We start from the raw sequence: 26,500 nt of genomic DNA on the forward strand, positions 1-26,500 counted from the left end.
TTATGTGGTCGGGAGGCCACGCTTACGCCTCCCCCATACTGTGTTGCATCAACCCTCAACCGCCAAACCTGGTGGCTTGAACCTCGCGTGATGCAAGGCCGCCACGCTTCTGTTGCGGTTTTACATCAATTTACGGCGCCGTGTCACGCTTATATCGAGGTCGGTGATCTTCTTTCTCAAGGTATTTCTGTTGAGGCCCAACAAATCAGCACATTTCGCCTGATTACCCCCTGTCGCATCCAGTGCGATCTCGATCAGAGGCAGCTCCATTTCACGCAAAATCCGCGCATAAAGTCCGGGGGGCGGCAAAGCATCACCGTGCAAATCAAAGTAACGCTTCACATGACGTGCAACGCTTTCTGCGAGCTTTTCGTCAGACAAAGACCCAAGGCTCGGCGCCAAAGCAGGCTGCGCGGCCAAAGCCGATCCGACTTCAGTCTCGCTGATTTCGCCACTGCGCGCAGTCAAAGCCAATCGCTCGACGGTATTGGCGAGCTGGCGCACATTTCCAGGCCAGCTGTAATGTCTGAGCGCCTCCAGCGCGGCAGGTGCAAAACTGTGTGCGGCCCCCGTCGCGCGGCTCTGACTTAGGAAATGTTCTGCAAGCAGCCCGATATCTTCCACACGCGCCCTCAAAGACGGCAGGCTCAAGACGGCCCCATCAAGACGATAAAACAAATCATTGCGCAGCTTGCCCTGCGCCATCGCTTGGGACAATTCCATCTGAGACGTCGCCAAAAAGCGCGGGCCATTGCGCCCAGCTGCGTCCATGAGGTGTACCGCTTTCATCTGATAGGCATCAGGCAGATCACTGATCTCTTCAAACAACACTGTGCCCTGCCCCGCCTCAGCGAGCACATCGGCCAGCGCACCGCTCTTGCCAAAAGCGCTTTCGGTCAGAACCACAAAAGGCTGGGTCCGCCTGTCGGACATATCGTGAATGACCCGTGCGACAAGAGACTTTCCCGCGCCGCTCTCGCCCGTCACGATAACAGGCAAATTGGCGTTTAGAACACGCGCCACAAGCTTATACACCTCTTGCATCGGGACAGAGCGCCCCACAAGCGGCAGTTCGTTTGGTTCGGGCGAAACATTCATCGCGCGCCCACCGCCACGCTTTCGGCTGACCTCAAGAGCTTTCGCCGTACGCTTCATCAGGTCAGGCAAATCAAAGGGCTTGGGCAAATAATCAAAGGCCTCGGCCTCAGCCGCCTTGATCGTCGTCATGATAGTGTTCTGCGCCGAAATAACGATAACAGGCAAGTCAGGTCTGTCTGCGGCGATCTTGGGCAACATCTCAAGCCCATTGCCATCAGGCATCATGACGTCAGTGATCACAACATCACCGAGCCCCTCGCCAACCCACCGCATAAGCGTCGTGAGTGAACTTGTCGCCTGAACTTTGCAGCCCGCACGCGCTAGCGCTTGGGTCAGAACCGTTCTGATGGTGCGGTCATCATCCGCAACAAGCACCGTGCCATCCATCTAACTCTCCTTTTCAGTCGCTCTAGGCGCACGCGGCAAAGACAGCCGAAAGACTGTTGCACCAGGTTCGGAACGCACCGAGACCCAGCCTTCATGTGCCGCCATAATTTTTGCTGTAAGTGCTAGCCCGAGCCCTGTTCCGTTCTCACGGCCCGAAACAAACGGCTCAAAAATATCGTCGATCATATCGGGCGCAATCCCGCGTCCGTTATCAATCACTTCGATCTGAAGCGGCAAAGGCCGCCCCAGCCCATCTTCTGTGCGCAGGCGAAACCCGTGCTCATATGATGTGCGCAAGCGGATCACACCTCCCGCACCAGCCGCCTCTGCCGCGTTTTTCAGAAGGTTGAGCAAAACCTGCAAAAGCTGATCCGCATCAGCCCAAGCCTCTGGCAAAGACGGATCATACTCTTCAATAATTTGGACATCCGCCCCCACACCAAGCTGCGCTGAACGGCGCGCACGGTCGAGCACATCGTGTAGATTCACAGGTGCACGTTCAGGCGGACTCAAATTGCCGAACTCCTCCACTTGCTCCAGGAGTTTCACAATCCTGCGGCTCTCAGCAACGATCAGATCGGTGAGTTCCAGATCATCTCCGCGCAACCCCATCGACAGGAGCTGTGCGGCGCCCGTGATACCCGCCAAAGGGTTCTTGATTTCGTGCGCGAGCATCTCGGCCATACCGATCACAGAGCGCGCAGCTGTTTTGGCACGGCGGCCTTTGGGCAGATTGCTCACCTGCGCCAACGGCGTGATCAGTAGCAGCATCCGTGCCGCCTCATAAGGCGCAAGCTGTAAATCGCACCGCTCTAAAGCACGACCGGATCGCGCCAGCCCGACATCGCGTACAAACAGCGGCGCATCCTCACGCCGTGCCCGCTCAAAGGCTTCGTTGAGAGCGTTTTCAAAGCTCACGGCTTCAAACAAAGGTTTACCAGCGAGGCTTTTCTCGGACCCCATCAAAAGCTGTTCTGCTGCAGGGTTTACCGCTTCGATACGATCATCCGCCCCTATCAATAAGGCTGGCAGCGGCAAGGACGTCCAGAGTTTGTCTGCATCCTTCATGCAGCGCTCCTCTCAATCGTCGCGAGCGGTATTAAACGCAAAACCTGTGCCATATCCGTCGCGGTCAGGACCTCGCGCCGCAGCGCCACAGGCGTATTGGCTACATCCATGTACCATCCCAAATGCTTGCGTGCCATCCGCGCACCCAACTGAACACCATAAAACGTAAGCATAGCCTCGTAATGACCTGTAATCATGTCACTAAATGCGCTCCCTTCGGGAATCGATGGCGCTGCCGCATCGCCCAACTCATGGGCAATCTGTTGCAAGGCCCAGGGCCGCCCCTGCGCACCGCGCCCAATCATCACACCATCGGCGCCAGAGGCTCCAAGCGCATTGCGTGCATCACTTGCGCTACAAATGTCACCATTGGCAAAAACAGGAATTTTCACTGCCTCTTTCACAGCGCGAATAGCCGCCCAATCTGCCCGCCCTTTGTAAAACTGACAGCGCGTACGACCATGGATCACCAAACGCTTTACACCCGCACTCTCAGCACGCTGAGCAAGCTCGGCTGCATTCAAGCTATCGTCGTCCCAGCCAAGGCGCGTCTTTAGCGTAACAGGCAGAGTGACAGCCGCAGTCACCGCTTCAATCATCCTCAATGCATGGTCCAGATCACGCATCAAAGCTGATCCAGACAAGCCTCCAACGACCTTCTTAGCTGGGCACCCCATATTGATATCAATCACTTGCGCGCCATTGTCCGCCACCATTTGTGCAGCTTCGGCCATCCAATATGGATCACGCCCAGCGAGTTGAACGGCCGTATTGGCGCTTTCAAAGCCAAGTTCTGCTTTTTCACGGACACCCTTTTTGGCCTGCACCATCTCTTGACTGGCCACCATTTCACTAACCACAAAACTTGCACCAAAGGAGGAAACAAGGTTGCGGAAGGGCAGATCAGTGATGCCAGCCAGTGGTGCAAGTGCCACTGGCGGATTTTGGAGAAGTGTTTGGCTGGTATTTTGCATTGTTATGTCCGCATTCTCATCCTAGCCCTAAGGGGCTTTTCATAAGTGTCTCAAGCTCTTACGCCCGCGCGCACCCTACACTCAAACCTATTGCATAAAAATTAAGCAGTTTGCACGTTAATTCATCGCATTGCCCTTCCGCGCCTCAATGATACAAGACATTCTAACGAAAGGATCAATGATGAAGATCGCCGCTATTCTTGTCGCAGCTGGCCGCGGAACCCGCGCAGGCGCAGGGCTGCCTAAACAATGGCGCGCTCTGGCTGGTCAACGCGTCTTTGATTGGACATATCAAGCCTTCAAATCACACAGCGACATCGCCCATGTTGTCGCTGTCGTGCACCCTGATGATCATGCCTATCTGCCTGCTGGCCTTGAAGCCGTTCACGGCGGGGACACACGTGCTGCCTCTGTACGCGCGGGGCTTGAAGCACTTGATGGCGCAGGTTTCAGCCACGTGCTGATACATGACGCGGCACGCGCCTGCGTTTCCCCCGCCACCATCTCGGGCGTCATTGAAGCGCTCCAGTCAAGCGAAGCTGCCGCCCCCGCGCTGCCTGTGACAGACGCGCTCTGGCTGGGCGCCGATGAGCGCGTCACTGGCACACAAGCGCGCGAAGGCCTCTTCCGCGCCCAAACACCGCAAGGGTTTGCTTTCCCCGCTATTCTCGCCGCACACCGCGCCCATCAAGGAGATGCGCTGGATGATGTTCAGATTGCTCGCAGTGCTGGGCTTGATGTCACGATCACACTGGGCGATGAAGATAACCTAAAGCTCACCCACGCGCAGGATTTTATCCGCGCCGAGCGCATCTTGAGAGGCAACATGGACATTCGTCTTGGCAATGGGTTTGACGTACACGCTTTTACGACAGGTGATCATGTCGTCCTCTGCGGCGTCACAATTCCACACAACAAAGCTCTGCTAGGCCATTCTGACGCTGATGTCGGAATGCATGCGATCACGGACGCACTCTATGGCGCGATGGCCGAAGGCGATATCGGGCGCCACTTTCCGCCCAGCGATCCCCAATGGAAGGGCGCTGCAAGCCATATCTTCCTTGCCCATGCCTGCACACTTGCCCGCTCCAGCGGCTATGACATAAACAATATCGACTGCACGCTGATCTGCGAACAGCCCAAAATAGGCCCGCACGCCGACGCAATGCAAGCCAAGCTCTCCCGCATTATGGAGCTGGACACATCCCGTATTTCTGTAAAAGCGACAACCTCAGAGCGCCTTGGCTTCACAGGCCGCGAAGAAGGGATTGCCGCCATCGCAACAGCAACCTTGATGAAATCATGAAACCTCTCGCGAGACTCGCAGGAACATTTTTCTATGTGGGCTATATGCGCCCGTTTTCAGGGACTTGGGGCTCCGCTGCCGCCCTCCCCGTAGCCTATGCGCTCAATCTGGTTGGCGGCTATTGGCTTGTTGCAATAGGCGCGCTTGCGGCCTTTCTCATCGGTTGGTGGGCCACGGCGGTTATGATCGAAGGGCAGGATGACCACGACCCCTCAGAAGTTGTCATAGATGAAGTCGCAGGTCAGTGGATTGCGCTTTTACCAGTCCTGATCGGCGCATCGCACGCTGGCGTTGACGCCCTTGCGCTCTGGCCAGGTTGGCTCGTGGCCTTCTTTGGGTTTCGCTTCTTTGATATTCTGAAACCCGGCCCCATCGGCTGGGCCGATCGGCGAGGCGATGCCTTGGGTGTGATGCTCGATGATATCATCGCAGGTGTCACCGCGGCCCTCACTGTGGGCCTCGCAGCCTATGTCTGGCACGGGCTCTTGATGTGAGCGCCGCGGCCCTCCTTCAAGCCGCGCGCACCGCTGGCCTCACACTTGTAACTGCCGAAAGCTGTACCGGAGGCATGGTCGCCGCGGCCCTGACAGATATCGCTGGCAGCTCGGATGTCTTTGAGCGTGGCTTTGTCACCTATTCCAACGCTGCCAAACGCGAGATGCTAGGTGTCAAAGAACAAACACTTATCGCCCACGGCGCTGTGTCTGAAGATGTCGCAAGCGAAATGGCCGACGGTGCGCTCGAACGCTCACACGCCAGCCTAGCTGTATCCATCACAGGTATCGCAGGGCCTGGCGGCTCCGAGCACAAACCCGAAGGCCGCGTCTGCTTTGGCCTTGCCCAACTTGGCAAAGCCACCAAGACAGAAACGGTAGACTTCGGTGCTCTCGGCCGTGCCGAAGTGCGGCACGCGGCATGCCTTCACGCCCTCGCGCTCTTACTCAAGGCAGCCTCCACATCGCGCACATTTTTCAGGCGCGGATGCTAAATATCGCCTAAAATTGAGGCAATACGCAAAACGCCCGCGATTTAAGCGTTCACGCCCCTTCTTTCAGCACTCCGCCTGCGCTTTGAGCACTTCAAAGCAAAGAAGGAATACTAAAATGAACGGAGCCGACACCGCTTGGATCATCGTCGCAACAGCGCTGGTCCTTTTCATGTCCCTACCCGGCCTTGCGCTCTTCTACGGCGGCCTTGTCCGGGCGCGTAACGTGCTCAGCGTCTTTATGCAGGTCTACGCCATCGCGTGCTTGATGAGCGTGCTTTGGCTTGCTGTGGGCTATTCTATCGCCTTTGGTGGGGCCAATGCTTACTGGGGCGGCCTTGGCAAAGCTTTTCTCTGGGGCGTTGATGCAGACAGCCTCTCAGGCAGCCTCCCCGAAATTCTTTTCTTCGCCTTCCAAATGACCTTCGCCATCATCACCCCAGCCCTGATCGTTGGTGCATATGTTGAGCGTATCGGCTTTGGTTTCGTGCTGCTCTTCTCAGGGCTTTGGATGCTGCTATGCTATGCGCCCGTTGTGGCTTGGATCTGGGGCGGCGGCTTTCTGTCGGATGGCGGTATTTTTGGTGACACAGGCGTGCGTGACTTTGCAGGCGGCATCGTGGTGCACGAGACAGCAGGCCTCGCAGCCCTCGTGATTGCTGCGGCTCTCGGCCCGCGCCGCAACGCAACGACACCTCCGCACAACCCTGGCTATGTCTTTATCGGCGCAGCAATGCTCTGGGTTGGCTGGTTCGGCTTCAATGGCGGCTCACAGCTTGCAGCCGATGGTGGTGCAGCCATGGCCCTGACCGTTACACATATCTCCGCGGCAACGGCCTCACTCACTTGGGCGCTATGGGAGCGCATCAAATACGGCAAATCCTCACTTGTCGGCATCGTCACAGGCACAATCGCAGGTCTTGCGAGCATTACACCAGCCTCTGGCTTTGTTGGCCCCGTCGAAGCCCTTTTGATTGGTGCGGTCGCAGGTGTGCTTTGCCAAGAGGCTGTGACGCTCATTCGTCATAAGCTCAAGATCGACGACACGCTCGATGTCTTTGCCGTACATGGTGTCGGCGGAATCTTCGGAACGATAATGATCGCGGCCTTCGGAGCTGGCTCATGGGCCGCACAGCTCGGCAGCCTTGCCATCGTCGGCGTGTTTACAGTCGTCGTGAGCTACGCTCTGCTCAAGTTCTGTGCACTGATCACGCCTCTTCGTGTAGATCAGGAAACAGAGGTGAACGGGCTTGACCTCGCGGTCCACGGCGAACGCGCCTACGACCACAGATCCTAAATGATACGGGCGCTCTTCGGGGCGCCCGTTTTCCAGTCTGTTTTCTATTCGGTGATTACAGACAGAAGCGCTTGGACATCTGCACTCTGCACAACATCCCAGAAACGCGCCGCCTCAGCTTTGGGCAAGACACCTTCGCCCTTGGCCAAAAGCTTCTCAAGACGCGCCTCAAAGCTCATCGGTGCGCGCAAGTCATGTTCCACCTGAACGACCTGTCCGCCCGCCTCAAGCGTGACACGTGACGCCTCCTCGCTCACTCCCTCAACCGCAATCACCTCAACCTGCGCCATAATCGCTCGCGCAACATCCGTCATTGGAAAGAGGCCCTGCAATCCCACTTCATCCACACCTGTGCCGCCATTCTGTATCAAAAGCGCGGCCAAAGCGCGGTATGAGAACTTTGCCTCCAGCGCATCCTTAACACTTGGCTTGTTGCACACGCTCATCCAGCGTGGATGGGTACGTACTGTGATCCGCTCGGGCGCGGGCATCCTCTGCAAAGCTTCGCTCAGTGCCTCGATCATTGCGTGAGTGCCGTGGCAGCAAGGGTAAAACTTATGCGTCACCGCCTCAAAAAGCCACGTTTCGCCAATCCCGTCCCAGGCCGCGTGGTCCTTGATGCCGTGATGGGTCTCTGCAAAGGCTTCAAACACAGCCTCAGAGCCAGACAGCCTCGCTTCAGCCATCAAAACAGCTTCGACACCATTGGCCGCCGCCATACCCGCATTCACAGGCTTCATCCCCGTGCCAAACTGCGCCTTCAGCCCAGCCGCAAAGCCCGCTGCGTTGCTCAAAGCAGCCCGCGCATCACTGTGCCCCGCCGCGATACTCGCCGCCACAGCAGCACCGATTGCACCAGCCGTCGCGGTCTGGTGATAGCCAATCTGATAGTGATCCCGACCGAGCCAAACCCCAAAGCGCGTCGCCGCCTCGGCGCCCATCAAAGCCGCGCGCAAGATCGTCTCAAGCGATGCGCCTTGTGCCTCACCAACAGCGACTGCAGCAGGGATTACAACAGTGCTCACATGGCCGATATGGGCAAAATGCGTATCATCATAATCCAACGCATGGCTCACAGTTCCATTGGCGAGTGCCGCCATCCGCGCAGTCGCACCGCCGCCAAAGAAAAGCGAAGCCTCACCCTGCCCGCCAGCATACGCCAGCGCACTCTCGGCCACGGCATCACCCTTTGCAGCGCGGCCCACAATCAGCCAATCCAGCAGACAGAGACGCATCACATCAGTCGCCGAGCGAGGCAACTCCGCCTCTCGCTGCGTTTCATAGAACGCCGCCAGTGTCTCAAGTGCATTCATCCGTAGAGTTCCTTTGCACGAGCCTCAAAGGCCTTCACAATCCGCTGCATGGCCTCATAAAAGAAAAGCCCACCAGCCTTCTGCAATAAAAAATTCTTGAACTCGAAATCCACATCAAAGCGCACTTCACAACCGCCCTCCGCCGTAACAAACCGCCAATTTGAGCGCATATATTTGAATGGCCCGTCCAGATACTCGGTTTCGATCCGCGCATCCCCTTCAAACATCCGCACGCGGCTGCCAAAGCGTTCCCGAAACACCTGAAACCCAATCACAAGATCGGCCAGCATTTCCTCACCGTCATCAATCGGCGTAACCGAACGCACACGCGCTGCAGAACACCACGGCAAAAACTCTGGATAGCGCGCCACATCGCCCACCAGCTGATACATCTGCTCAGGGCTATAGGGCAAAACCCGCGTCTCTTCGTGTTTGGGCATGGGGCCTCTTAAGTTTAGCGTTTACAGTGACCCCCCATTTCGTATGGTAGCGCGCAGAATTCAAGGGGGTAGCATGCCACAGCGTCCATATGTGATCGACGAACTCATCTCGGCCAAAGCCATCGCGGCACGGATCGAACAGCTGAGCCGTGCCATCAAGACAGAGTACAAAGATACAGACAAGCTCGTGGTCGTTGGGCTCCTGCGCGGTTCTTTTGTCTTTATCGCCGATCTCGTGCGCGAGCTTGATTTGCCTGTCGAAGTCGACTTTCTCGAGGCCAGCTCTTACGGCGACGGAATGGAATCGTCTCGCGAAGTGCGCATCCTAAAAGACATCCGCGGCCAGATCGAAGGCCGCGATGTGCTGGTCGTCGAAGATATTATCGATACAGGCTTTACGCTGGAGCATGTGTTGCACCTTCTGCAAAGCCGTAAGCCGCGCAAACTGCGCACCATTGCCCTTCTCGACAAACCCACACGCCGCGAAACGGGCGTTAAGGCCGACTGGATCGGCTTTGAAATCCCTGATGAATTTGTTGTGGGTTACGGGATCGACTTTGCCCAACGCAATCGTAACCTGCCCTTTATCGGATGCGTACGCTTTCTGGCCGAAAACGAAGCTTAATCTGCAATATCCTCGCCAGACAGACGCAAGCTTTTGGCGCGCAAAAAGGCACAGAGCCGCCGCTGAACTTCGCGTAGGCGCGGCGTCATCCGTCTGTCTTTATGGGTCAGAACCCAGATCGGCACCCGCGCGCCCTCAAGCGGCCCATGCCGGCGCACAAGCCCTGACACCTCATCACCAAGGCAGCATGGCAAAAGGGCCTGCCCCAGCCCTTGAAGCGCCAACGCCCGCAAGACTAAAAAGCTGTCCGCTTGTGCCCCGAACACATTGGGGCGGCCTGCGGTTTCCTCCACAAGCCAGCGGGCTGCGGTGGAGCGTTTCAATGCGCCTTGCAGGCCAAGCCAGCGTGTCTCTTCAGCTGCCATGTCTGGGCGAGCATAAACACCGAAGCCAAGAAACCCTGCGGCCTCGCCACGCAACACTTCAGGCAACTTCAGCGCAGGGCGCACAGCAATATCCGCCTCAAGACGTGCTAAATCTGCGTAATCGTTTGAGCATAAGAGTTCAATTTCAAGCTCTGGGTTGACCTCTGTCATATGCTTTACAAACTCTGGCAGCACAGCCTGACAAAACGTATCTGTCGATGACAATCGCACCACACCCGCAATCGCGTCCGCACGCCCCTGCATGCGTTGGGCGACTGAAAAAATCGCCTCTTGCGCCTCTCGAGCCGCTTCAATCACCCCCGCTTTGTCATCTAACAGTGAGTATACATGGCTTTGGCGCTCAAACACAGGCGCACCGTGTTCTTTCTCAAAATTAGCGATCCGCCGCAAAACCGTTGCATGATTTACGCCAAGCAGCCGCGCCGCGGCGCTGATCGTACCAGTGTCTGCAACTGCCAAGACAAATTTAAGGTCGTACCAACTATATCTGTGCATAAATCGACAGTTCACCTGCGTAATTACAGAATACGCATCAAGTTTAGCACAGATATACTGCTCTTGGGAGTACTCTCAGCCACTCTCTTCCATTTGCCCCCCGGCTCCAGTCGCCCTCTTAAGAAAGGAAACACAATGCGTCACCTTACCCTCCCTGTGCTCGGCCTCGCACTCGTGGCCAGCTTCACAACTGTCGCCAACAGTGACACAGCCGCCAACGCAGCAATGCTCAAAGCCATCGAAGCCCGTCAGGCTCAGATGCAACTCTATGCCTTCAATCTCGGACAGCTTGGCGCGATGGCAAAAGGCGAGATGCCCTATGATGCTGGTCTTGCCAGTGCTGCTGCAGGCAATCTTGTCCAGCTCTCCAATCTCAACGGCGCAGCTGTTTGGCCCATGGGTTCCGACATCGACAGCCTTGGCAAAAATGTAACAACGGCCCTCCCTGCCATCTGGCAAAGCGGATCAGATGTCGGCGCAAAAGCAGCAGCCTTGCGTGAGGCAGCCGCGGCAATGCAAACCGCCGCTGGTGAAAGCCTTGAAGCGCTGCAAGGGGCGATTGGCGCAGTTGGCGCATCTTGCGGTGGCTGCCACAAGGTGTATCGTCAGTCTGACAGCTGACACGAGCCTATCTCGCGTTCGCGCGCGTCAGCCTTGCGCGCGAACGCTTTGAGCAAAGGAGATGACATGCGCCGCCTGATGATCCGCCTGACTGCTGTTATTGCCGTCTGCGGCTTCGCTGCCTGGCAGCTTTCCTCTCCCAAAAGCCTTCCTGAGGCAGCCCTTGCTGACCTAGTCGGAGATGCAGACGCGGGCGAACAGGTCTTCCACGCAGCAGGTTGTGCATCCTGCCACGCTGCTCCCGAAGACCGCGGCGATGACAAGCTCGTGCTTGTCGGAGGCATGCGCTTTGCGTCTCCGTTCGGAACCTTCATTGCTCCAAATATCTCGTCCGATCCAATCCACGGCATCGGCGGCTGGAGCAAAACCGATCTGGCAAACGCGATGCTCTATGGCACGTCGCCCACAGGTCAACACTACTACCCTGCCTTTCCCTATGGCTCTTATGTGCGCATGAAACTGCGCGGCGATGGCCTTCAGGACCTCGCCAATCTGCATGCCTTCATGCAAACACTTCCAGCTTCAGAAACACCCAGCCGGCCACATGAGGTTGGCTTTCCCTTTAACATCCGACGTGGCCTTGGCCTCTGGAAGCGGGTTTTTCTGGATGATTACTGGGTTGCGTCAATGCCACTTGAAAGCGCTCCCCTGCAACGTGGGCGCTACCTTGTCGAAGCGCTGGGGCACTGCGGAGAATGCCACACACCAAAAAACCCTGTTGGCGCCCCAATCAATGCCCAGTGGCTCGCAGGCGCGGCCAACCCCTCAGGCGAAGGCCGCATTCCTGCGATAAATGCGCTCGACTGGAGCGAAAAGGACATCGCCTATTATTTAGAGACCGGCTTCACACCCGATTTTGACAGTGCTGGCGGTCATATGGCCGCTGTGGTCGAAAATCTGGCCAAGCTCCCCGCTTACGATCGAGCAGCAATCGCGGCCTATCTGGCCGCTTTGCCCTGATCGCTTTCGTCAACAAACAACCGCACTGGCAAAAAACGCGCGCTAGCGCTGTGCAAGCTTCTTTTCTCGTGCGTCACGGAGCCGCGCAAAGTCATCACCCGCATGATAGCTTGAGCGCGTCAGAGGTGTCGCCGAAACCATCAAGAAGCCCTTGCCATACGCAGCCGTTTCATAGGCCTTGAACTCGTCTGGATGCACAAAGCGGTCGAGCGTCTGGTGCTTTGGTGTCGGCTGCAAATACTGGCCAATCGTCAGAAAGTCGATATCCGCCGCACGCATATCATCCATCACCTGCATCACAGATTGCTTGTCCTCACCGAGGCCCACCATAATGCCTGACTTCGTGAAAATTGACGGATCAAGCTCTTTCACCCGCTGCAAAAGACGCAAGGAATGAAAATACCGAGCGCCAGGGCGCACTTCAGCGTAAAGCCCTGGGACCGTCTCAAGATTGTGGTTGAAAACGTCTGGTTTAGCTTTAACAACGATCTCCAACACACTGGGATTACACTTTAAAAAATCAGGCGTCAATATTTCAATCGTGGTCTCTGGCGAGCGGTGACGAATAGCACGAATGGTCTGGGCAAAGTGCTCCGCCCCCCCGTCTTCGACATCATCACGGTCAACCGAGGTGATAACGACATGGTTCAATCCGAGTTTCTCAACCGCGTTTGCCACACGTCCTGGCTCAAACGGATCAAGGTCTTCAGGCGGCTTTCCTGTAGCAATATTGCAAAACGAGCAAGCGCGCGTGCAAACTTCACCCATGATCATCATGGTGGCGTGGCCTTGGCTCCAGCATTCACCCGCATTCGGGCAAGCGGCTTCTTCGCAGACGGTGGTCAACTTGTGCTCGCGTATGATCTCGTGAGTCTTTTTATAACCGTCGCCTTGTGGCGCCTTGACCCTGATCCAGCTTGGCTTACGCGGCTGGGCGTTGTCGGGCTTGCGCGCCTTCTCGGGGTGGCGTTGTTCGGGTATCTTCAGATCACGCATGAGAGAGCTTCCTTCACAGTTCGCCCACCCATAGCCAAAACGCCGCGCCCTGTCACGCAGGAAGCGCGGCACTCAGCCTTTCGCTCAGTGCATAGCTCGCAACGGGCGCAGTCAGCCAATCATCTTATTGCGCTCGCCCAGACTGACATAATACCGCCCTAGCCGCTCCAGAGCGATGCGGAGCACAATCTTCCCGGACCGGGCCGACCAGCCAAGTCCGCGGTCTGCCGCGGCCTCTGCACTCAAAGGCTCCGTTTTCCACCGTGCAGGTTGGCTCTCCTGCTCCAAGAGCGCCTCCCAATCATAACTCGCGCCCTGCACCATTTGGGCCAATTCAAAGTCCTCACGCAGCCGTTCGCCAGCACTGACCTGTGCGGGAGCTAAAAACAATTCACCATCCTTTTCACGGCGCCGCGACAAGATCATGAGCGGCGTCTCCCCCACCATCGCACGCCGCGCTCCCCCCTTCGCAGCGCGGCTGTCAAACCGCACCTGCCCCTCTGCAAAGCCCTGCGCATGGTTTTCCGCTTTTGCCAAAAGCTCACCAAGCGCTGCACGGCCTGCCGAAGTGATCCTGTAGCGCGTGATCCGCCCTTCAGCCGCACAAACAATCCAGTCTTTCACGGCCAATGCCTGCGCCAAAGCGCGTTCCACAACGGCTGTACGCGTTGTTGTGCCTGCCTCCGTCTCGCGCACCACAACACCTTTCTCCATGTCACTCGCCAGCGCCAACACGGCCCCCGGCTCGCTCAGGCGGCGTAATATCCGTCGTGCCTCGGCTGCAAACGTTTGATCATCTGGTAAACATGACGTCTCGGGGGGGCATTACATGGATCAAAGCAGGCTCCTTTTTCTTGTCATGCGCTGCGATGGCTAAGGGCTTCAGACTCAGGCGACTTAGCGCCTCGTCAATCAGGCTTTCGTCGCGCAAACGCTCCCATCGGCTGATCTGCCGCGAAATCGTTGACGGATGACACTGACTCAAACGGCTCAATGCCCTGATCGATACACCAAGATCCGTATGCGCCAGGTAAGCAAGAGCAGAACTCGGAAACCACTGAGGCCAAAGGCCCAGTCGCGCACCGAAGCGTTCAGTTTCTGCCAACTCAAAGCGAATGACGGTCATTCAAAGTCCTCACGTTCTCCACAGCCTAAGCTTGTGTGGTTACGCATTCGTTAATTTTTACGTATTGGAAACTATTGTTGATAAAATCTAAACAAAGCTGAAGCCTGCGTGCGCTGGACCTTCCATTTGCGCAACACCCGTCAGAGTTGATTAGCCTACCCTCATAATTTTAAATTTTCTGTGAGGTTGCCATGCAAGATCCCCTTTCCCGCGTTCAGTCTCTGCGCCGTCCCTGTTTGCTGCTTGAGGCCGCGCGCGCTGGTTTGCGTCACTACCACCGCGAAACACACCTGTCTCGTGCCTTGGGTCGTCAGGGCCATGCGCGGTTGATTAGGCCGTTCGAAGCCTTGGAGGAGTTGCTGGAAATTGAGCAGAAACTCAACGACGAGCGCCACAAGAATGAAGCAGGCTATAGCTACTTCCGCCATGTTGAAGTTCTTATTGCTACATTGGCCGAGGCGCAGACGCTGCGCGCCACTTGCCAGCCTATTGCCGCGGAATAGCCAAACGCAAACGGGCCCCGCAGTCTGCGAGGCCCGTCTATTTTGTAGATCAGTCGCTTTAGATAAACGCGTCAGGCATAGAAGCCTTCTTTTCAGCCACATAGGCTTCAAGAGCTTCATTTACCGCAGGGTCCATCGCGGGTTGTTCATATTGCCCGAGGAGGCGCTCAACCCGAGACGTCGCAAGCTGACGCGTATCGCGCGCACCTTCATCTTCCCAAGTTTCAAACGGTTTGTAGTCAAACAAATCAGACTTCCAGAACGCCGTCTTGAAGTTCGCCTGCGTATGCGCGCAGCCCAGATAGTGCCCACCTGGCCCAACTTCATGGATCGCATCCATCGCTTGCATGCCTTCGCTCATATCAATGCCTTTGGCCATCTGGTGCAGCGCACCAAGCTGATCGGCATCCATGACAAACTTCTCAAAGTCAGCCACAAGGCCGCCTTCAAGCCAGCCGCAAGAGTGCAACATGAAGTTCACCCCTGACAGCAAGCCCATGTTGAGCGAGTTGGCCGTCTCATAGGCCGCCTGTGCATCTGGCAGCTTTGAGCCACAGAACGATCCAGCAGATCGGAACGGCAGACCCAAGCGGCGTGCAAGCTGGCCTGCACCATAGGTCACAAGGCTCGCCTCTGGCGTTCCAAAGGTCGGAGCACCAGAGTTCATATCAATCGAGCTCACAAACGCCCCGAAAATCACAGGCGCGCCTGCTTTGCAGAGCTGTGAATACGCCACGCCCGCCAAAACCTCAGCCAAAACCTGTGTTAGCGTGCCCGCGACCGAAACGGGCGCCATAGCCCCACCAACAATAAACGGCGAGATGATACAGGCTTGGTTGTTGGCGGCATAAACCTCAAGCGCACCCATCATTACATCGTCAAATGTCATGGGCGAGTTGATGTTGATCAGCGACGTCATCACTGTGTTTTCTTGAACAAACTCTTTGCCAAAAAGAATACCGCACATATCAACAGAGTCTTGCGCACGACTTGGCTCGGTTACGGAGCCCATAAACGGCTTGTCGCTGAGCTGCATATGCGCAAGCAGCATATCAAGGTGACGCTTGTTCACCGGAACATCTGTTGGCTCGCACACTGTGCCGCCCGAATGATGCAGCCACTTTGACATATAGCCAAGCTTCACAAATTTCTTGAAGTCATCCATTGTCGCATAGCGGCGGCCACCCGCGGCATCGCGCACAAAGGGCGGTCCATAGACTGGTGCTAACACAAGATTACGCCCCCCCACCACAACATTGCGGTCAGGATTGCGGGCATGCTGTGTGTACTCGCTCGGAGCGGTCTTGATCAGCTCACGTGCAAGACCCTTTGGAAGGCGAACACGTTCCCCTTGAACGTCAGCGCCCGCATCGCGCCAGCGCTGAAGCGCGGCGGGATTGTCAACAAAGTTGACACCAACCTCTTCCAGAATCGTCTCGGCGTTGGCCTCGATAATTGCCAGCGCTTCTTCGTTGAGCACTTCGAAGTTTGGAATATTTCGTTCGATATACTTGGCTGTTTCAAAAGAAACGGCACTGCGCTCAGCGCGGCGAGCTGCACCGCCGCCTCCTGCGCCACGTCCACGTCTACGTACTGCTGCCTCGGTCATTGGGCCATCCTTGATTCTGTGACAAAGGAAAAAATCTGTTTCTAGATAGCTTGCGGCGCGTCTGTCCTGCGGCGCTTTTGCGCCCCTTGGCAGGAAAAAGCGACATTGCTCGAAGTTGTGCGCGCAGCAAGCCTCGTGGCGCGGCTGGGGTCTTGATACCGCAGGCATTTGCCCTTACGAGCAAATCATGAACACACCTATGCATGAAACACTCCTGATCATCGACTTTGGCAGCCAAGTGACGCAGCTTATTGCGCGCCGTTTGCGTGAGCTAAACGTCTATTGCGAAATTCATCCCTATCAGAACGTCACAGACGCGTTTCTGGCGGAGCTGGCGCCAAAGGCGATCATCTTCTCGGGTGGTCCTGATTCCGTGATGCGGGATGGCTCGCCGCGCCCGCCCGCGAGTGCCTACACGCTCGGTGTGCCTATTTTGGGCATCTGCTACGGCCAGCAAGTGATGATGCATGATCTCGGCGGAAAAGTCGAAGCAGGCGACAATGCCACTGCCGAATTTGGACGCGCATGGGTCACCCCAACAGACACAAGCGGCGCCTTTATCAACGGCTGGTTCCAGGATGGTTCAGGCCGCGAACAAGTCTGGATGAGCCACGGCGACCACGTCAGCGAAATCGCGCCCGGCTTTGAAGTTCTTGGCACATCCCCCGGCGCACCTTTTGCGATGACAGCCGACCTCGCACGCAACTTCTTTGCTGTGCAGTTCCACCCCGAGGTGCACCACACTCCGAACGGCAAAACACTCTATGAAAACTTCGTAAAACTCGCAGGCTTCTCTGGCGACTGGACAATGGGCGCTTACCGGGAAGAAATGATCCGCCTGATCCGCGAACAAGTCGGCGACAAGCAAGTGATCTGCGCACTCTCTGGCGGGGTGGATAGCTCGGTGACAGGCCTTCTCCTGCACGAAGCCATCGGGGACCAACTCACCTGCGTTTTCGTCGATCACGGACTTCTCCGCCTGAACGAGGCCGAAGAAGTCACAAAAATGTTCCGCGAGAACTACAATCTCAATCTCATTCACGCCGATGAAACCGAGCTTTTCCTTGGTAAGCTTGAGGGTCAGTCCGACCCAGAAACCAAACGCAAGATCATTGGTGGCCTCTTCATCGACGTGTTCCAGAAATACGCAGATACGATCGAAGGCGCCGAGTTCCTCGCGCAAGGGACACTCTACCCTGACGTGATCGAAAGCGTTTCGTTCTCTGGCGGCCCGTCCGTCACAATCAAGTCGCATCACAACGTTGGCGGCCTCCCCGAAAAGATGGGGCTTAAACTTGTCGAGCCCCTGCGCGGTCTCTTCAAAGACGAAGTGCGCGAGCTCGGCCGCGAGCTTGGCCTACCCGACAGCTTTATCGGCCGTCACCCCTTCCCTGGCCCGGGCCTCGCAATTCGCTGCCCTGGCGAGATCACGCGCGAAAAACTCGAAATCCTGCGCAAGGCAGATGCGGTCTATATCGACCAGATCCGCAAGCACGGGCTTTATGATGAAATCTGGCAAGCCTTTGTGGCAATCCTTCCTGTGCGCACCGTGGGTGTCATGGGCGACGGCCGAACCTATGACTTCGCCTGCGCCCTGCGCGCGGTGACATCTGTGGATGGCATGACAGCGGATTACTACCCGTTCACGCATGAATTCCTTGGCGAGACTGCGACTCGTATCATCAATGAAGTCAAAGGCATCAACCGTGTGACCTATGACGTGACATCCAAACCGCCCGGAACGATCGAGTGGGAGTGAGCTGGAGCTGTTAGACGGTGTATGTTTCTGTAACAGGCTTGAAACCCAAGCATTTTTTGGCCGTGTGAGATTCTGGATGTTGGCTGTGCCCGCCTTCAGAGCGGCCCAAAAAGCGGCGGGCTGTCTGTTTTGCGAAGCGAAAAAACGTGACGGATACCACCACACTCTGACCGTTTGGGTCGATAAGAAATCAATGATGGCCGATAGGTCATCTCCGGTTCACCGAAAAACCATGAAGGTTTTCGCCCAGATCGCACAAGGCAAAGTTTGCGGGTACGAGGCCAACAGCATTCCCACTTGGCAAGAGGCTCTGCTGACCTTCGACACCGAGGCCCGGGTGGTCTGAAATCCTGAGCAACTGAACCACCAGCAACTCAGGGCAAAAGCGCGTCGACATTCCAAAGAATATTTCGAATGATCAGATATCATTTAGGGCTCCAACCTCGTGCAGACTTCGGTTAACCTCGCGGCCTAAGCAAAGGGCAAGGGAACCAAGTCCAAATGAGCGATACGCCCCAAACCCTGCGCGCAGCGCTTTGGATGATCGGGGCCATCGCCTCCTTCACAGCAATGGCCGTTGCAGGCCGCGCCGTCAGCTTTGAACTCGATACCTTTGAAATCATGATGTACCGCAGCTTTATCGGCATGATCATCGTGATCGGTATCGCAGCCAGCACGGGACATCTGGGCGACATTACACGCCGGCAAATGGGCGCCCACACCATCCGCAATATCGCCCACTTCGCAGGCCAGAATCTCTGGTTTTTCGCCCTCACAGTCATCCCGCTTGCACAAGTCTTTGCGCTCGAATTCACATCACCAATCTGGGTGCTCGTGCTCTCGCCTTTCGTTTTGGGGGAGCGCATGACCCAAACACGCGCCCTCGCCGCCCTCCTCGGCTTTGCGGGCATCTTGATTGTGGCCCGCCCCTTCGGCGAAACAGTCGGGCTTGGCGTGGTCACGGCTTCTCTCGCCGCCATCTGCTTTGCCATTACCATCATCTTCACAAAGCGACTCACGCGCAGCGAGAAAATCACCTGCATCTTGTTTTACCTCACCGTCATGCAAGCCGTCTTCGGCGTCCTTGCCGCAGGCTATGACGGCGATGTCGCCTTGCCCTCCGCCACCACAGCACCATGGCTTTTGCTCATCGGCTGCGCGGGCCTTCTTGCACATTTCTGCCTGACAACGGCGCTGAGTCTCGCACCAGCCACAGTGGTTGTGCCGATTGATTTTGCCCGCCTCCCCGTCATTGCCGTCATCGGCTGGGCAGCCTACGCCGAGGCGCTGGACGTCAGGGTCTTTGTCGGAGCCCTGCTGATTTTCGCTGGAAACTACTTCAACATCTGGACTGAAACGCGCAAATCACTGCGATAAAACACAAGCCAGCGCCCCAAAATAACGCTATTCCGGGCCCAGATCGCCATGTTTTTGTCTTTCATGTCACAAAAACTGGCTTTTCAAGTCCTGCCGCTACGGAACCTATTTTACGAGCAAGCTTTTGCCGATACCGTTTAATAAAATTCTTTGGGAGGAGAATATGATGAAAACACTCGTACTCGGCACAAGCATTCTAGCGCTAGCGTCAAGCGCAGCGCTCGCTGGCGGTCTTGATCGCTCAGGTCAAAGCATTTCAGCGATCTTTAGCGCCCCAGGCTCAACGTCAGTATCCTTTGGAGCCGTGAAACCCTCAATCAAGGGAACCGACACGGCTGGCAATAGCTACAATGTCGGCGATGCTTACCAACAATATGGATATTCATACACGGGTGGAAAGGCTAACGCGTTCAGCTACGCTCTTATCATTGACCAGCCTTATGGCGCCAATGTCACATATGGCAACAGCCCACTCACATCGACACTTGGCGGCACAATGGCCGATCTTTCAAGCCATGCTGCGACAGTTGTTGGCCGCTATGCTCTCTCGCCACGCTTCAGCCTTCTGGGCGGGATCAGTGTTGAGACCGTAGAGGGAACCGTGAACCTAAACGGCACGGCCTATCGCGGTGCGATTTCAGCAGCAGCCGTCGCAAAAGGTTTTAATGCCAGCCTACCATCAGGAGCCGCTGAGCTCAGCTCCGCAACATTGGGTGCCGCAGCACTCGGAGATACAACAGCACAAACCGCAATTGATACAACATATGGCGCAGGCACTTTCGCGACTTTGGCAGGCTCGCTTGGAACGACAGCGACTAATTTCGCTACCAATGACGGCTATAAGTTTAACATGAAGCAAGACACTTCTGTCGGCTTCCTGCTCGGCGCCGCCTATGAAATACCGGACATTGCCCTTCGTTTGGCTGCCAGCTATCGGTTCGAAACCGACCACAGCGCCGCTACAACAGAAAGCATGTTAGGACTGAGTTCTGTGCCCGGCACAGTCGATTATGTCACGCCACAGTCCTTCAATCTCGACTTCCAGACAGGCGTTGCCAAAAACACCCTGCTGACAGCCAATTTCCGCTGGACAGACTTCTCGGCTGTTGATGTTGTTCCAACACTGCTCGGCTCTGATCTAGTAAACATCGACGACTCCTACCGATATTCAATCGGTGTTGCGCATCGCTTTTCTGATCAATTTGCAGGAACAGTTTCACTGTCCTACGAGGAAGCTGGCAATGCAGCCACAGTATCGCCACTTGGCCCAACAGATGGCCTTTATGGCCTAACCGTCGGTGGACGCTATTCGAAAAACAACGTCAATATTTCAGGCGGGTTGAACTACACTTGGCTCGGAGCCGCCAATGCGGGCGTCGGAGGACAGACAGCGGCTTCGTTTGGAAGCAACTCGGCAGTTGGAGCGGGACTAAAAATCGAGGTCGTTTTCTAAAGCTCAGAAGCTTTAAAGAACCCAAACGCCCTGCCAAATCGGCGGGGCGTTTTTTTGTGGCCTTCCCGCAAGAAACGGGTCGTGAAGCTGCTCTAAAGCAGGCATAGCTCCCTCATGACAGATCAAAAATCCCTCTCGTCCCGTGCATGGGCCGAGCTTCTGCTTCTGGCGCTTGTTTGGGGCGGCGTGTTTCTTTCTGTGCGCATCGCGCTCAACGAAGTGGGCGTGCTCTCTACGGTCGCGCACCGCGCACTCTGGGCCGCGCTCGTCTTGTGGGGCCTCGTCTTTGCCCTGCGCCTGCCTGTTCCACGCGCTTGGCCCGTATGGGGTGCCTTCCTGGTCATGGGACTGCTCAACAACATCATTCCCTTCACCCTGCTCAACTGGTCAAAGCTCCACATAGAAAGCGGCCTCACCGCCATTCTCAACAGTGCCACAGCCATTTTTGGGGTGCTTCTCGCCAGCCTCTTTTTCGCGGATGAACGCCTGAGTGCCCGCAAACTTGCGGGCGTTTGCATCGGCTTCTTGGGGGTCGCCACAGCCATCGGCCTTGAAAACCTGCGCAACTTTGACATTCGCTCCCTTGCCCAGATCGCGGTGCTCACTGCCACGCTGTCCTACGCTTTTGCAGGCGTTTGGGCACGCAAACATCTGGCTGGCCTCCCACCGCTTGTCGCCGCCGCTGGCATGCTCACCGCGACCATGCTGATCATGGTTCCACTCGCATGGCACGTTGAGGGCCCCCTGTCGCTTGCCCTGCGTGTCGAGACGCTCGCCGCCATAGCCTATTACGCCCTCGTCGCGACAGTGCTCGCTTATCTGCTCTACTACCGCGTCCTCGCCATGGCTGGTTCAGGCAATCTCATGCTCGTGACCCTACTCATGCCGCCCATCGCAATTCTCTTGGGTTGGGCTGTCTTGGGCGAGGCGCTACACCCGCGGGCACTCCTTGGCTTTGCTATTCTCGCCTTTGGCCTGCTCATTCTGGATGGTCGCCTCTTTTCGTATCTTCGCAATAGAGTTTGACCCTCGTGCGCCACCCCTTTACTCCAGAGGAAGGTGAACAAAGAGGCCGAGCATGATCTATCCAACAGCCCAAAGCTGGCAGCAAGCCGCGCAAAAGAAGGCGCTCTTTTTCGGTATGTCGGGCCTTGGCAAAACCCATATTGCCAATAGCCTGCGCGAAACAGGCGACTGGTTTCACTACTCGATCGATTACCGCATCGGTACGCGTTACATGGGCGAATATATCGCCGACAATGCCAAGCGCGAGGCCATGAAAGTGCCCTTCTTGCGTGAGCTTTTGATGAGCGATTCCATATATATCGGCTCAAATATCACCTTCGGCAATCTTGCCGCCGTCTCCTCCTATCTCGGCAAGCCGGGCTCTGAGGCCAAAGGCGGTATGAGCATGGGGCGCTACGGCGCCCGCCAAGAACAGTTCCGCCGGGCTGAGATTGCAGCCCTGCTCGACACCCCGTATTTCATTGACCGCGCCGAAGCCCTTTATGGTTATCCGCATTTCATATGCGACACAGGTGGTTCAATCTGTGAATGGGTCGATCCGTCCAACCCAAACGATGAGCTCATGAAGGCTTTGAGTGAAAACACCCTGATGATCTGGCTCAAAGGCTCAGAGGCCCATACCGAAGAGCTCATCCGCCGCTTCGATCGTGCGCCCAAGCCAATGGCCTATCAGCCCAGCTTTCTTGCGCGCGTTTGGGGCGAATACTTGAGCGAAAACCAATGCACTGAAAACGAAGTTGATCCAGACAGCTTCATCCGTTTCACATATGCGCGCGCCCTCGCCCACCGTCAGCCTCGCTACGAAGCCATGGCAAAATGGGGCGTCACCATTGACGCCACAGATATCGCAACAGTCCGCGACGCCCGTGATTTCGATGCAGTCGTCATGGCTGCTCTTGAGGCGCGCGCCAAAGCGTCCTAAATCAGTCTTCCCCAATACAAGGCCAAGCCCATGCCGATCAAACTGCCCTCTCACTTGCCCGCCTATTCCGTGCTCAGTCGCGAGGGGGTTATGGTGATGGGCGAAGATCAAGCCAGCCGTCAGGACATCCGCCCGCTGCGGATCGGCCTTCTCAACCTGATGCCCAAAAAGATCCAGACTGAAAATCAGTTCGCCCGCCTCATCGGCGCAACGCCCTTGCAGATTGAGCTTTCGCTCATTCGCATGTCCGAACATCAGGCCCGCAACACAGCCGCAGAACACCTCGAAGAGTTTTACCGCTCTTTTGAAGAGGTGGTAGAGTCAGGCGAGAAGTTTGACGGTCTGATTATCACAGGCGCCCCGATCGAACATCTGCCTTTTGAAGAGGTCACTTACTGGGACGAACTGACGCGCGTTTTTGAATGGACCCAAACCCATGTCCACAGCACATTTGGCGTCTGCTGGGGCGGTATGGCCATGCTCGGCTATTTCCATGGCGTCAAAAAGCACCTCCTCGATCACAAGCTCTTTGGTTGCTACAGACACCTTAACTTCGCTCCCCAAAGCACTCTATTAAGAGGATTTTCTGACGATTTCGTGATGCCTGTAAGCCGTTGGACAGAGATGCGTCGCGACGAAATCGAAGCGGCCGGTCTCACCGTACTTTTGCACTCCGAAGAAGTCGGCCCCGCACTGGTCGAAGACACAGCACACCGCGCGCTCTATGTCTTTAATCATCTTGAGTATGATAGCGGCACGCTGGGCGAAGAATACGCGCGCGACCTCGCGCAAAACCAGATCGAAGGGGCGGACATTCAGCTTCCTAAAAACTATTTCCCCGCAGATGATCCAAGCAAAACACCGCTCAACCGCTGGCGCAGCCACGCCCATCTGCTCTATGGCAACTGGATTTCAGAAATCTATGAAACCACGCCCTTTGATATCGAAAAGATCGGCCTCGAAAGCACCGATCTGCGCGGTTGATGCTCAAGCCCGCCCTCTATAGCCTCATCATACTCGCGCTCCTCTGGCTCGCACTTTGGCTTGTCGCGCAAAGGGCAGAGCGCGCGGCCGAGGAGGCTGCACCTGCGCGAGGAGACATCATTACCGTCAATGGATCACCAATGCATGTGGTCGTCACTGGCGCGCCTGATGGTCCCGATCTCGTCCTCATTCACGGCTCCAACGGCCACACCCGTGACATGAGCTTTTCACTCGCGGCCAAGCTCGCGCCGACCTACCGCATTTTTATGGTAGATCGACCAGGGCTTGGGTATAGCGCTGCAATTGACCCCAAGGGCGACAGCCTGCGCGCGCAAGCGGCGCAAATTTCGGCCGCCGCAACTGCAATGGGCGCGAAAAAACCGATTGTGGTGGGCCACTCCTATGGCGGGTCGGTCGCGCTGGCTTGGGCCACATATGAGCCAGAGAGCCTGTCGGCCCTTGTCCTGCTCGCCGCCGCGTCCCACCCATGGGACACCCCCCTTGATCCTCTCTACCGCGCGGGCTCAAATCCGCTTCTCGGCCTTGTATTTTTGCCGCTCCTGCCAGCGGTGATAACCGAGCCCTATCTGGAAGCCGCGCTCACGAACGTCTTCGCACCAGATCCTGTACCTGAAGGCTACTTTGACTATTTCGGCCCAAAGCTCTCGCTCCGATACACTTCGATGCGCGCCACATCCCTCCAGCGTGCCAATCTATTGAACGAAATCAATGCGATGGTCCCTCTATACCCTCAAGTAAACCTACCCGTCGAAATTCTTCATGGCACCCAAGACATCACGGTCGGCCTGCGGATACATGCTGAACCGCTGCTCCAAGACTTGCCCAATGCGGCGCTCACACGCGCAAAAGGCCACGGCCATATGGTCCAGCATAGCGCAGAAGATCAGGTTGTCGCCGCCATCGGTCGCGCCGCCACGCGCTCAGGATTGCGCGCCGCGGCCGAAGCCGCCATAGTAAGTGAAAACCAGTAGGAGGCCTCTCATGGAGCTGCCCTTTGACGGTGCGATCAGCACCTTTTTTGAACAAGACGCCCCCGAGGCCGTCCGTGCGGCCATAAAGAGAGCTGAAAAGGGAGATATCCTCAGCCCGACCTATCCACATTCAGAGCGGATGCCGAGCAAAGCCTACGAAAAAGACCTCGCCCGCCTGCAAATCGAACTGGTCAAACTCCAGACCTGGGCCAAAGAAACAGGCGCACGCATCGCAATTGTCTTTGAAGGCCGTGACGCCTCGGGAAAAGGCGGCACAATCAAGCGCTTCCGTGAAAATCTTAATCCTCGCGGCGCACGCGTCGTTGCACTCTCCAAGCCAACCGAAAAAGAACAAACCGAATGGTATTTCCAACGTTACATTGATCACCTGCCTTCAGGCGGGGAAATCGTCCTCTATGACCGCAGCTGGTACAATCGCGGCGTTGTCGAACATGTTTTCGGCTTCTGCACACAAGATCAAAGAGAACATTTCTTCGCCCAAGCACCCTCCTTTGAGAAGATGCTCGTCGATGAAGGCATTCACCTCGTCAAACTCTGGCTCAATGTCGGCCGCGCCGAACAGCTGCGCCGCTTTCTGGGCCGCGAAAGTGACCCGCTCAAGCAGTGGAAACTGAGCTGGATTGACGTCGAAGGGCTGAAGAAATGGGAGGGCTATTCCGCTGCCATCTCTGAAACCCTGACCCGCACCCATACAGCCGAGGCCCCTTGGACGATCGTGCGCTCCGATGACAAGCGCCGCGCCCGCCTCAACGCAATCCGCGCTGTGCTCAGCCAAGTCGACTACGCCCGCAAAGACATAAAAGCCTTGGGCACGGTCGATCCCCTCGTCTGTGGCGGCCCCGAGATCTGGGATGCCTAAAAAACGCGGCTATCATCACGGCAACCTGCGCCAAGCGCTGGTCGAAGCGGCTTTGAAACTGATCGAGGCCAAAGGGCCGACGGGCTTTACGCTCTCTGAAGCTGCCAAAGAAGCAGGCGTTACACCCGCCGCAGTCTATCGGCACTTTGAAGGCCGTGAAGACCTGATCGCCGAAGCAGCGCGTCAAGGCTATGAGATATTTGCTGACCTGATGCAATATGCTTACGAGACGGGCCAGCCTTCCGCCCTCGCCGCCTTTGAGGCCACAGGCCGTGCCTATCTCGCCTTTGCCCGCAAGTATCCGGGTCACTACATCGCCATGTTTGAAAGCGGGATCTCTGTCAATCGCACGCCCGAGCTGGCCACAGTTGCCGCACGGGCCCGCGCCGTACTGGAAACTGCCGCTTCCGAGCTGAGCCAACACATCCCTGCTGAAAAGCGCCCACCTGCTTCAATGTTCTCAGCACATATATGGGCGATGAGCCATGGTGTCGTGGAGCTCTTTGCACGCAACTCCCCAGGAACTCAAAGTCCGTTTTCCCCCGAAGATCTGCTAGAGTCGGGCATTGGCATCTATTTGCGTGGGCTGGGCCTGATCAAACCTGACGAATAGCCTCTGATGTATTGCGCCGACGTCGTCGTCGCCAAGCTGGGGGACCAGTCCCCCAGACCCCCTGGGATATTTTAGAAGAGAAGAAGTAGGGGCTTGTTAAGAAAGTTCATGCAAAGTGAAAATGCGGTACAGGCGGGGACGCCGATGACCGTAAGAGGAGAAGAGGCAACTCTATCCTAGGGGGCGGGTCATACCGTCCCCTTTTTCTTCTCTTGAAAAATATCCTGGGGGTCTGGGGGCAAAGCCCCCAGCGGATCGGCGTCAGCCGAAACACCTCGCCCAAAGAAAAAGGCCGCTCCGAAGAG

The 26,500-nt window shown here is 56.6% G+C and carries 28 protein-coding genes; 18 read left to right on the forward strand and 10 right to left on the reverse strand.

Going from position 1 to position 26,500, the window contains the following annotated elements; genetic code table 11:
• Positions 1–120: 120 nt before the first annotated feature.
• The 3 genes from P8O11_RS12965 to dusB are packed head-to-tail and all read right to left on the reverse strand — an operon-like array spanning position 121 to position 3,527.
• The gene (locus tag P8O11_RS12965) at positions 121–1,485 is read right to left on the reverse strand and encodes a response regulator (protein ID WP_300294831.1); all 1,365 of its coding nucleotides are present in this window, start codon (positions 1,483–1,485) and stop codon (positions 121–123) included.
• Positions 1,486–2,553, reverse strand: coding sequence for an ATP-binding protein (locus tag P8O11_RS12970; RefSeq protein WP_300294833.1), 1,068 nt, complete (start codon positions 2,551–2,553; stop codon positions 1,486–1,488). It lies immediately after the preceding gene.
• A complete protein-coding gene (gene dusB / locus P8O11_RS12975; RefSeq protein WP_300294835.1) occupies positions 2,550–3,527 on the reverse strand; it encodes a tRNA dihydrouridine synthase DusB in 978 nt (325 codons plus the stop codon). Before dusB ends, P8O11_RS12970 begins: the two co-directional genes overlap by 4 nt.
• A gap of 181 nt (positions 3,528–3,708) precedes the next feature.
• Between dusB and P8O11_RS12980 the strand changes: the two genes are divergently transcribed.
• From P8O11_RS12980 to P8O11_RS12995, 4 genes are all read left to right on the forward strand, one after another.
• Positions 3,709–4,833 carry a bifunctional 2-C-methyl-D-erythritol 4-phosphate cytidylyltransferase/2-C-methyl-D-erythritol 2,4-cyclodiphosphate synthase gene (locus P8O11_RS12980; RefSeq protein WP_300294869.1) on the forward strand — a complete coding sequence of 375 codons (1,125 nt, stop codon included), beginning with the start codon at positions 3,709–3,711 and terminating at the stop codon, positions 4,831–4,833.
• A complete protein-coding gene (locus P8O11_RS12985; RefSeq protein ID WP_300294837.1) occupies positions 4,830–5,327 on the forward strand; it encodes a phosphatidylglycerophosphatase A in 498 nt (165 codons plus the stop codon). Before P8O11_RS12980 ends, P8O11_RS12985 begins: the two co-directional genes overlap by 4 nt.
• Positions 5,324–5,821, forward strand: coding sequence for a CinA family protein (locus P8O11_RS12990; RefSeq protein ID WP_300294839.1), 498 nt, complete (start codon positions 5,324–5,326; stop codon positions 5,819–5,821). Before P8O11_RS12985 ends, P8O11_RS12990 begins: the two co-directional genes overlap by 4 nt.
• Before the next feature lie 115 nt (positions 5,822–5,936).
• On the forward strand, positions 5,937–7,115 hold the full coding sequence (locus P8O11_RS12995; protein ID WP_300294841.1) for an ammonium transporter: 1,179 nt from the start codon (positions 5,937–5,939) through the stop codon (positions 7,113–7,115).
• A gap of 44 nt (positions 7,116–7,159) precedes the next feature.
• On the opposite strand, the gene P8O11_RS13000 is transcribed toward P8O11_RS12995, so the two are convergent.
• Together P8O11_RS13000 and P8O11_RS13005 are read right to left on the reverse strand one after the other, a co-directional pair.
• Positions 7,160–8,428, reverse strand: a complete 1,269-nt coding sequence (locus P8O11_RS13000; protein WP_300294843.1) for an MmgE/PrpD family protein — start codon at positions 8,426–8,428, stop codon at positions 7,160–7,162.
• The gene (locus P8O11_RS13005; protein ID WP_300294845.1) at positions 8,425–8,868 is read right to left on the reverse strand and encodes a type II toxin-antitoxin system RatA family toxin; all 444 of its coding nucleotides are present in this window, start codon (positions 8,866–8,868) and stop codon (positions 8,425–8,427) included. The genes P8O11_RS13000 and P8O11_RS13005 overlap by 4 nt, the downstream gene beginning before the upstream one ends.
• A 73-nt stretch (positions 8,869–8,941) precedes the next feature.
• Here P8O11_RS13005 and hpt point away from each other — a divergent pair, with 73 nt between their 5' ends.
• Positions 8,942–9,493 (forward strand): hypoxanthine phosphoribosyltransferase, encoded by a 552-nt coding sequence (gene hpt / locus P8O11_RS13010; protein WP_300294847.1) that lies wholly within the window; start codon positions 8,942–8,944, stop codon positions 9,491–9,493.
• Here the strand turns inward: hpt and P8O11_RS13015 are convergent.
• Positions 9,490–10,374, reverse strand: a complete 885-nt coding sequence (locus tag P8O11_RS13015) for a LysR family transcriptional regulator (RefSeq protein ID WP_300294849.1) — start codon at positions 10,372–10,374, stop codon at positions 9,490–9,492. The genes hpt and P8O11_RS13015 overlap by 4 nt on opposite strands.
• 135 nt (positions 10,375–10,509) lie before the next feature.
• On the opposite strand from P8O11_RS13015, the gene P8O11_RS13020 reads away from it, so the two are divergent.
• On the forward strand, positions 10,510–10,995 hold the full coding sequence (locus P8O11_RS13020) for a cytochrome c (RefSeq protein WP_300294851.1): 486 nt from the start codon (positions 10,510–10,512) through the stop codon (positions 10,993–10,995).
• 66 nt (positions 10,996–11,061) lie between these two features.
• The gene (locus tag P8O11_RS13025; protein ID WP_300294853.1) at positions 11,062–11,955 is read left to right on the forward strand and encodes a cytochrome c; all 894 of its coding nucleotides are present in this window, start codon (positions 11,062–11,064) and stop codon (positions 11,953–11,955) included.
• A gap of 42 nt (positions 11,956–11,997) precedes the next feature.
• On the opposite strand, the gene lipA is transcribed toward P8O11_RS13025, so the two are convergent.
• The 3 genes from lipA to P8O11_RS13040 all read right to left on the reverse strand — a co-directional run bounded on the left by lipA (position 11,998) and on the right by P8O11_RS13040 (position 14,077).
• Complete coding sequence (gene lipA, locus P8O11_RS13030) at positions 11,998–12,951, reverse strand: lipoyl synthase (RefSeq protein ID WP_300294854.1); 954 nt, start codon at positions 12,949–12,951, stop codon at positions 11,998–12,000.
• Positions 12,952–13,062: 111 nt separating this feature from the next.
• Positions 13,063–13,665, reverse strand: a complete 603-nt coding sequence (locus P8O11_RS13035; protein ID WP_300294856.1) for a DUF6456 domain-containing protein — start codon at positions 13,663–13,665, stop codon at positions 13,063–13,065.
• Positions 13,666–13,744: 79 nt separating this feature from the next.
• Positions 13,745–14,077, reverse strand: a complete 333-nt coding sequence (locus P8O11_RS13040) for a hypothetical protein (protein WP_300294857.1) — start codon at positions 14,075–14,077, stop codon at positions 13,745–13,747.
• A 191-nt stretch (positions 14,078–14,268) separates the two neighbouring features.
• On the opposite strand from P8O11_RS13040, the gene P8O11_RS13045 reads away from it, so the two are divergent.
• The gene (locus P8O11_RS13045) at positions 14,269–14,580 is read left to right on the forward strand and encodes a DUF6477 family protein (protein ID WP_300294858.1); all 312 of its coding nucleotides are present in this window, start codon (positions 14,269–14,271) and stop codon (positions 14,578–14,580) included.
• Between the two features lie 58 nt (positions 14,581–14,638).
• Here P8O11_RS13045 and P8O11_RS13050 read toward each other — a convergent pair whose 3' ends face one another.
• Positions 14,639–16,189: a trimethylamine methyltransferase family protein gene (locus tag P8O11_RS13050; protein ID WP_089891271.1), complete on the reverse strand. Its 1,551-nt coding sequence runs from the start codon at positions 16,187–16,189 to the stop codon at positions 14,639–14,641.
• Positions 16,190–16,376: 187 nt separating this feature from the next.
• Here P8O11_RS13050 and guaA point away from each other — a divergent pair, with 187 nt between their 5' ends.
• The 10 genes from guaA to P8O11_RS13100 all read left to right on the forward strand — a co-directional run bounded on the left by guaA (position 16,377) and on the right by P8O11_RS13100 (position 26,195).
• On the forward strand, positions 16,377–17,948 hold the full coding sequence (guaA, locus tag P8O11_RS13055; protein ID WP_300294859.1) for a glutamine-hydrolyzing GMP synthase: 1,572 nt from the start codon (positions 16,377–16,379) through the stop codon (positions 17,946–17,948).
• Between the two features lie 76 nt (positions 17,949–18,024).
• Positions 18,025–18,294 (forward strand): hypothetical protein, encoded by a 270-nt coding sequence (locus P8O11_RS13060; RefSeq protein WP_300294860.1) that lies wholly within the window; start codon positions 18,025–18,027, stop codon positions 18,292–18,294.
• 155 nt (positions 18,295–18,449) lie between these two features.
• A complete protein-coding gene (locus P8O11_RS13065) occupies positions 18,450–19,325 on the forward strand; it encodes a DMT family transporter (protein ID WP_300294861.1) in 876 nt (291 codons plus the stop codon).
• Between the two features lie 163 nt (positions 19,326–19,488).
• Positions 19,489–20,778: a hypothetical protein gene (locus tag P8O11_RS13070; protein ID WP_300294862.1), complete on the forward strand. Its 1,290-nt coding sequence runs from the start codon at positions 19,489–19,491 to the stop codon at positions 20,776–20,778.
• Positions 20,779–20,892: 114 nt separating this feature from the next.
• Complete coding sequence (locus tag P8O11_RS13075) at positions 20,893–21,804, forward strand: DMT family transporter (protein ID WP_300294863.1); 912 nt, start codon at positions 20,893–20,895, stop codon at positions 21,802–21,804.
• A gap of 52 nt (positions 21,805–21,856) precedes the next feature.
• Positions 21,857–22,726 carry an ATPase gene (locus P8O11_RS13080; RefSeq protein ID WP_300294864.1) on the forward strand — a complete coding sequence of 290 codons (870 nt, stop codon included), beginning with the start codon at positions 21,857–21,859 and terminating at the stop codon, positions 22,724–22,726.
• 30 nt (positions 22,727–22,756) lie between these two features.
• Positions 22,757–23,710: a homoserine O-succinyltransferase gene (gene metA, locus P8O11_RS13085; RefSeq protein ID WP_300294865.1), complete on the forward strand. Its 954-nt coding sequence runs from the start codon at positions 22,757–22,759 to the stop codon at positions 23,708–23,710.
• A complete protein-coding gene (locus tag P8O11_RS13090) occupies positions 23,710–24,702 on the forward strand; it encodes an alpha/beta hydrolase (protein ID WP_300294866.1) in 993 nt (330 codons plus the stop codon). Before metA ends, P8O11_RS13090 begins: the two co-directional genes overlap by 1 nt.
• A gap of 10 nt (positions 24,703–24,712) precedes the next feature.
• Entirely contained in the window at positions 24,713–25,582 is an 870-nt protein-coding gene (gene ppk2 / locus P8O11_RS13095) for a polyphosphate kinase 2 (RefSeq protein WP_300294867.1), read from the forward strand.
• Entirely contained in the window at positions 25,575–26,195 is a 621-nt protein-coding gene (locus tag P8O11_RS13100) for a TetR/AcrR family transcriptional regulator (RefSeq protein ID WP_300294868.1), read from the forward strand. Before ppk2 ends, P8O11_RS13100 begins: the two co-directional genes overlap by 8 nt.
• The last annotated feature ends 305 nt before the right edge of the window (positions 26,196–26,500 follow it).

It is taken from the genome of Lentibacter sp. (assembly GCF_029254145.1).
GTDB lineage: Bacteria > Pseudomonadota > Alphaproteobacteria > Rhodobacterales > Rhodobacteraceae > Lentibacter.

Excerpts from the sequence above, each read along its gene's own strand:
- P8O11_RS12965 (WP_300294831.1), bottom strand. The coding sequence starts at position 1,485 with ATGGATGGCACGGTGCTTGTTGCGGATGATGACCGCACCATCAGAACG.
- P8O11_RS12970 (WP_300294833.1), bottom strand. The coding sequence starts at position 2,553 with ATGAAGGATGCAGACAAACTCTGGACGTCCTTGCCGCTGCCAGCCTTA.
- dusB (WP_300294835.1), bottom strand. The coding sequence starts at position 3,527 with ATGCAAAATACCAGCCAAACACTTCTCCAAAATCCGCCAGTGGCACTT.
- P8O11_RS12980 (WP_300294869.1), top strand. The coding sequence starts at position 3,709 with ATGAAGATCGCCGCTATTCTTGTCGCAGCTGGCCGCGGAACCCGCGCA.
- P8O11_RS12985 (WP_300294837.1), top strand. The coding sequence starts at position 4,830 with ATGAAACCTCTCGCGAGACTCGCAGGAACATTTTTCTATGTGGGCTAT.
- P8O11_RS12995 (WP_300294841.1), top strand. The coding sequence starts at position 5,937 with ATGAACGGAGCCGACACCGCTTGGATCATCGTCGCAACAGCGCTGGTC.
- P8O11_RS13000 (WP_300294843.1), bottom strand. The coding sequence starts at position 8,428 with ATGAATGCACTTGAGACACTGGCGGCGTTCTATGAAACGCAGCGAGAG.
- P8O11_RS13005 (WP_300294845.1), bottom strand. The coding sequence starts at position 8,868 with ATGCCCAAACACGAAGAGACGCGGGTTTTGCCCTATAGCCCTGAGCAG.
- hpt (WP_300294847.1), top strand. The coding sequence starts at position 8,942 with ATGCCACAGCGTCCATATGTGATCGACGAACTCATCTCGGCCAAAGCC.
- P8O11_RS13015 (WP_300294849.1), bottom strand. The coding sequence starts at position 10,374 with ATGCACAGATATAGTTGGTACGACCTTAAATTTGTCTTGGCAGTTGCA.
- P8O11_RS13020 (WP_300294851.1), top strand. The coding sequence starts at position 10,510 with ATGCGTCACCTTACCCTCCCTGTGCTCGGCCTCGCACTCGTGGCCAGC.
- P8O11_RS13025 (WP_300294853.1), top strand. The coding sequence starts at position 11,062 with ATGCGCCGCCTGATGATCCGCCTGACTGCTGTTATTGCCGTCTGCGGC.
- lipA (WP_300294854.1), bottom strand. The coding sequence starts at position 12,951 with ATGCGTGATCTGAAGATACCCGAACAACGCCACCCCGAGAAGGCGCGC.
- P8O11_RS13035 (WP_300294856.1), bottom strand. The coding sequence starts at position 13,665 with ATGGAGAAAGGTGTTGTGGTGCGCGAGACGGAGGCAGGCACAACAACG.
- P8O11_RS13040 (WP_300294857.1), bottom strand. The coding sequence starts at position 14,077 with ATGACCGTCATTCGCTTTGAGTTGGCAGAAACTGAACGCTTCGGTGCG.
- P8O11_RS13045 (WP_300294858.1), top strand. The coding sequence starts at position 14,269 with ATGCAAGATCCCCTTTCCCGCGTTCAGTCTCTGCGCCGTCCCTGTTTG.
- P8O11_RS13050 (WP_089891271.1), bottom strand. The coding sequence starts at position 16,189 with ATGACCGAGGCAGCAGTACGTAGACGTGGACGTGGCGCAGGAGGCGGC.
- guaA (WP_300294859.1), top strand. The coding sequence starts at position 16,377 with ATGAACACACCTATGCATGAAACACTCCTGATCATCGACTTTGGCAGC.
- P8O11_RS13060 (WP_300294860.1), top strand. The coding sequence starts at position 18,025 with ATGTTGGCTGTGCCCGCCTTCAGAGCGGCCCAAAAAGCGGCGGGCTGT.
- P8O11_RS13065 (WP_300294861.1), top strand. The coding sequence starts at position 18,450 with ATGAGCGATACGCCCCAAACCCTGCGCGCAGCGCTTTGGATGATCGGG.
- P8O11_RS13070 (WP_300294862.1), top strand. The coding sequence starts at position 19,489 with ATGATGAAAACACTCGTACTCGGCACAAGCATTCTAGCGCTAGCGTCA.
- P8O11_RS13075 (WP_300294863.1), top strand. The coding sequence starts at position 20,893 with ATGACAGATCAAAAATCCCTCTCGTCCCGTGCATGGGCCGAGCTTCTG.
- P8O11_RS13080 (WP_300294864.1), top strand. The coding sequence starts at position 21,857 with ATGATCTATCCAACAGCCCAAAGCTGGCAGCAAGCCGCGCAAAAGAAG.
- metA (WP_300294865.1), top strand. The coding sequence starts at position 22,757 with ATGCCGATCAAACTGCCCTCTCACTTGCCCGCCTATTCCGTGCTCAGT.
- P8O11_RS13090 (WP_300294866.1), top strand. The coding sequence starts at position 23,710 with ATGCTCAAGCCCGCCCTCTATAGCCTCATCATACTCGCGCTCCTCTGG.
- ppk2 (WP_300294867.1), top strand. The coding sequence starts at position 24,713 with ATGGAGCTGCCCTTTGACGGTGCGATCAGCACCTTTTTTGAACAAGAC.
- P8O11_RS13100 (WP_300294868.1), top strand. The coding sequence starts at position 25,575 with ATGCCTAAAAAACGCGGCTATCATCACGGCAACCTGCGCCAAGCGCTG.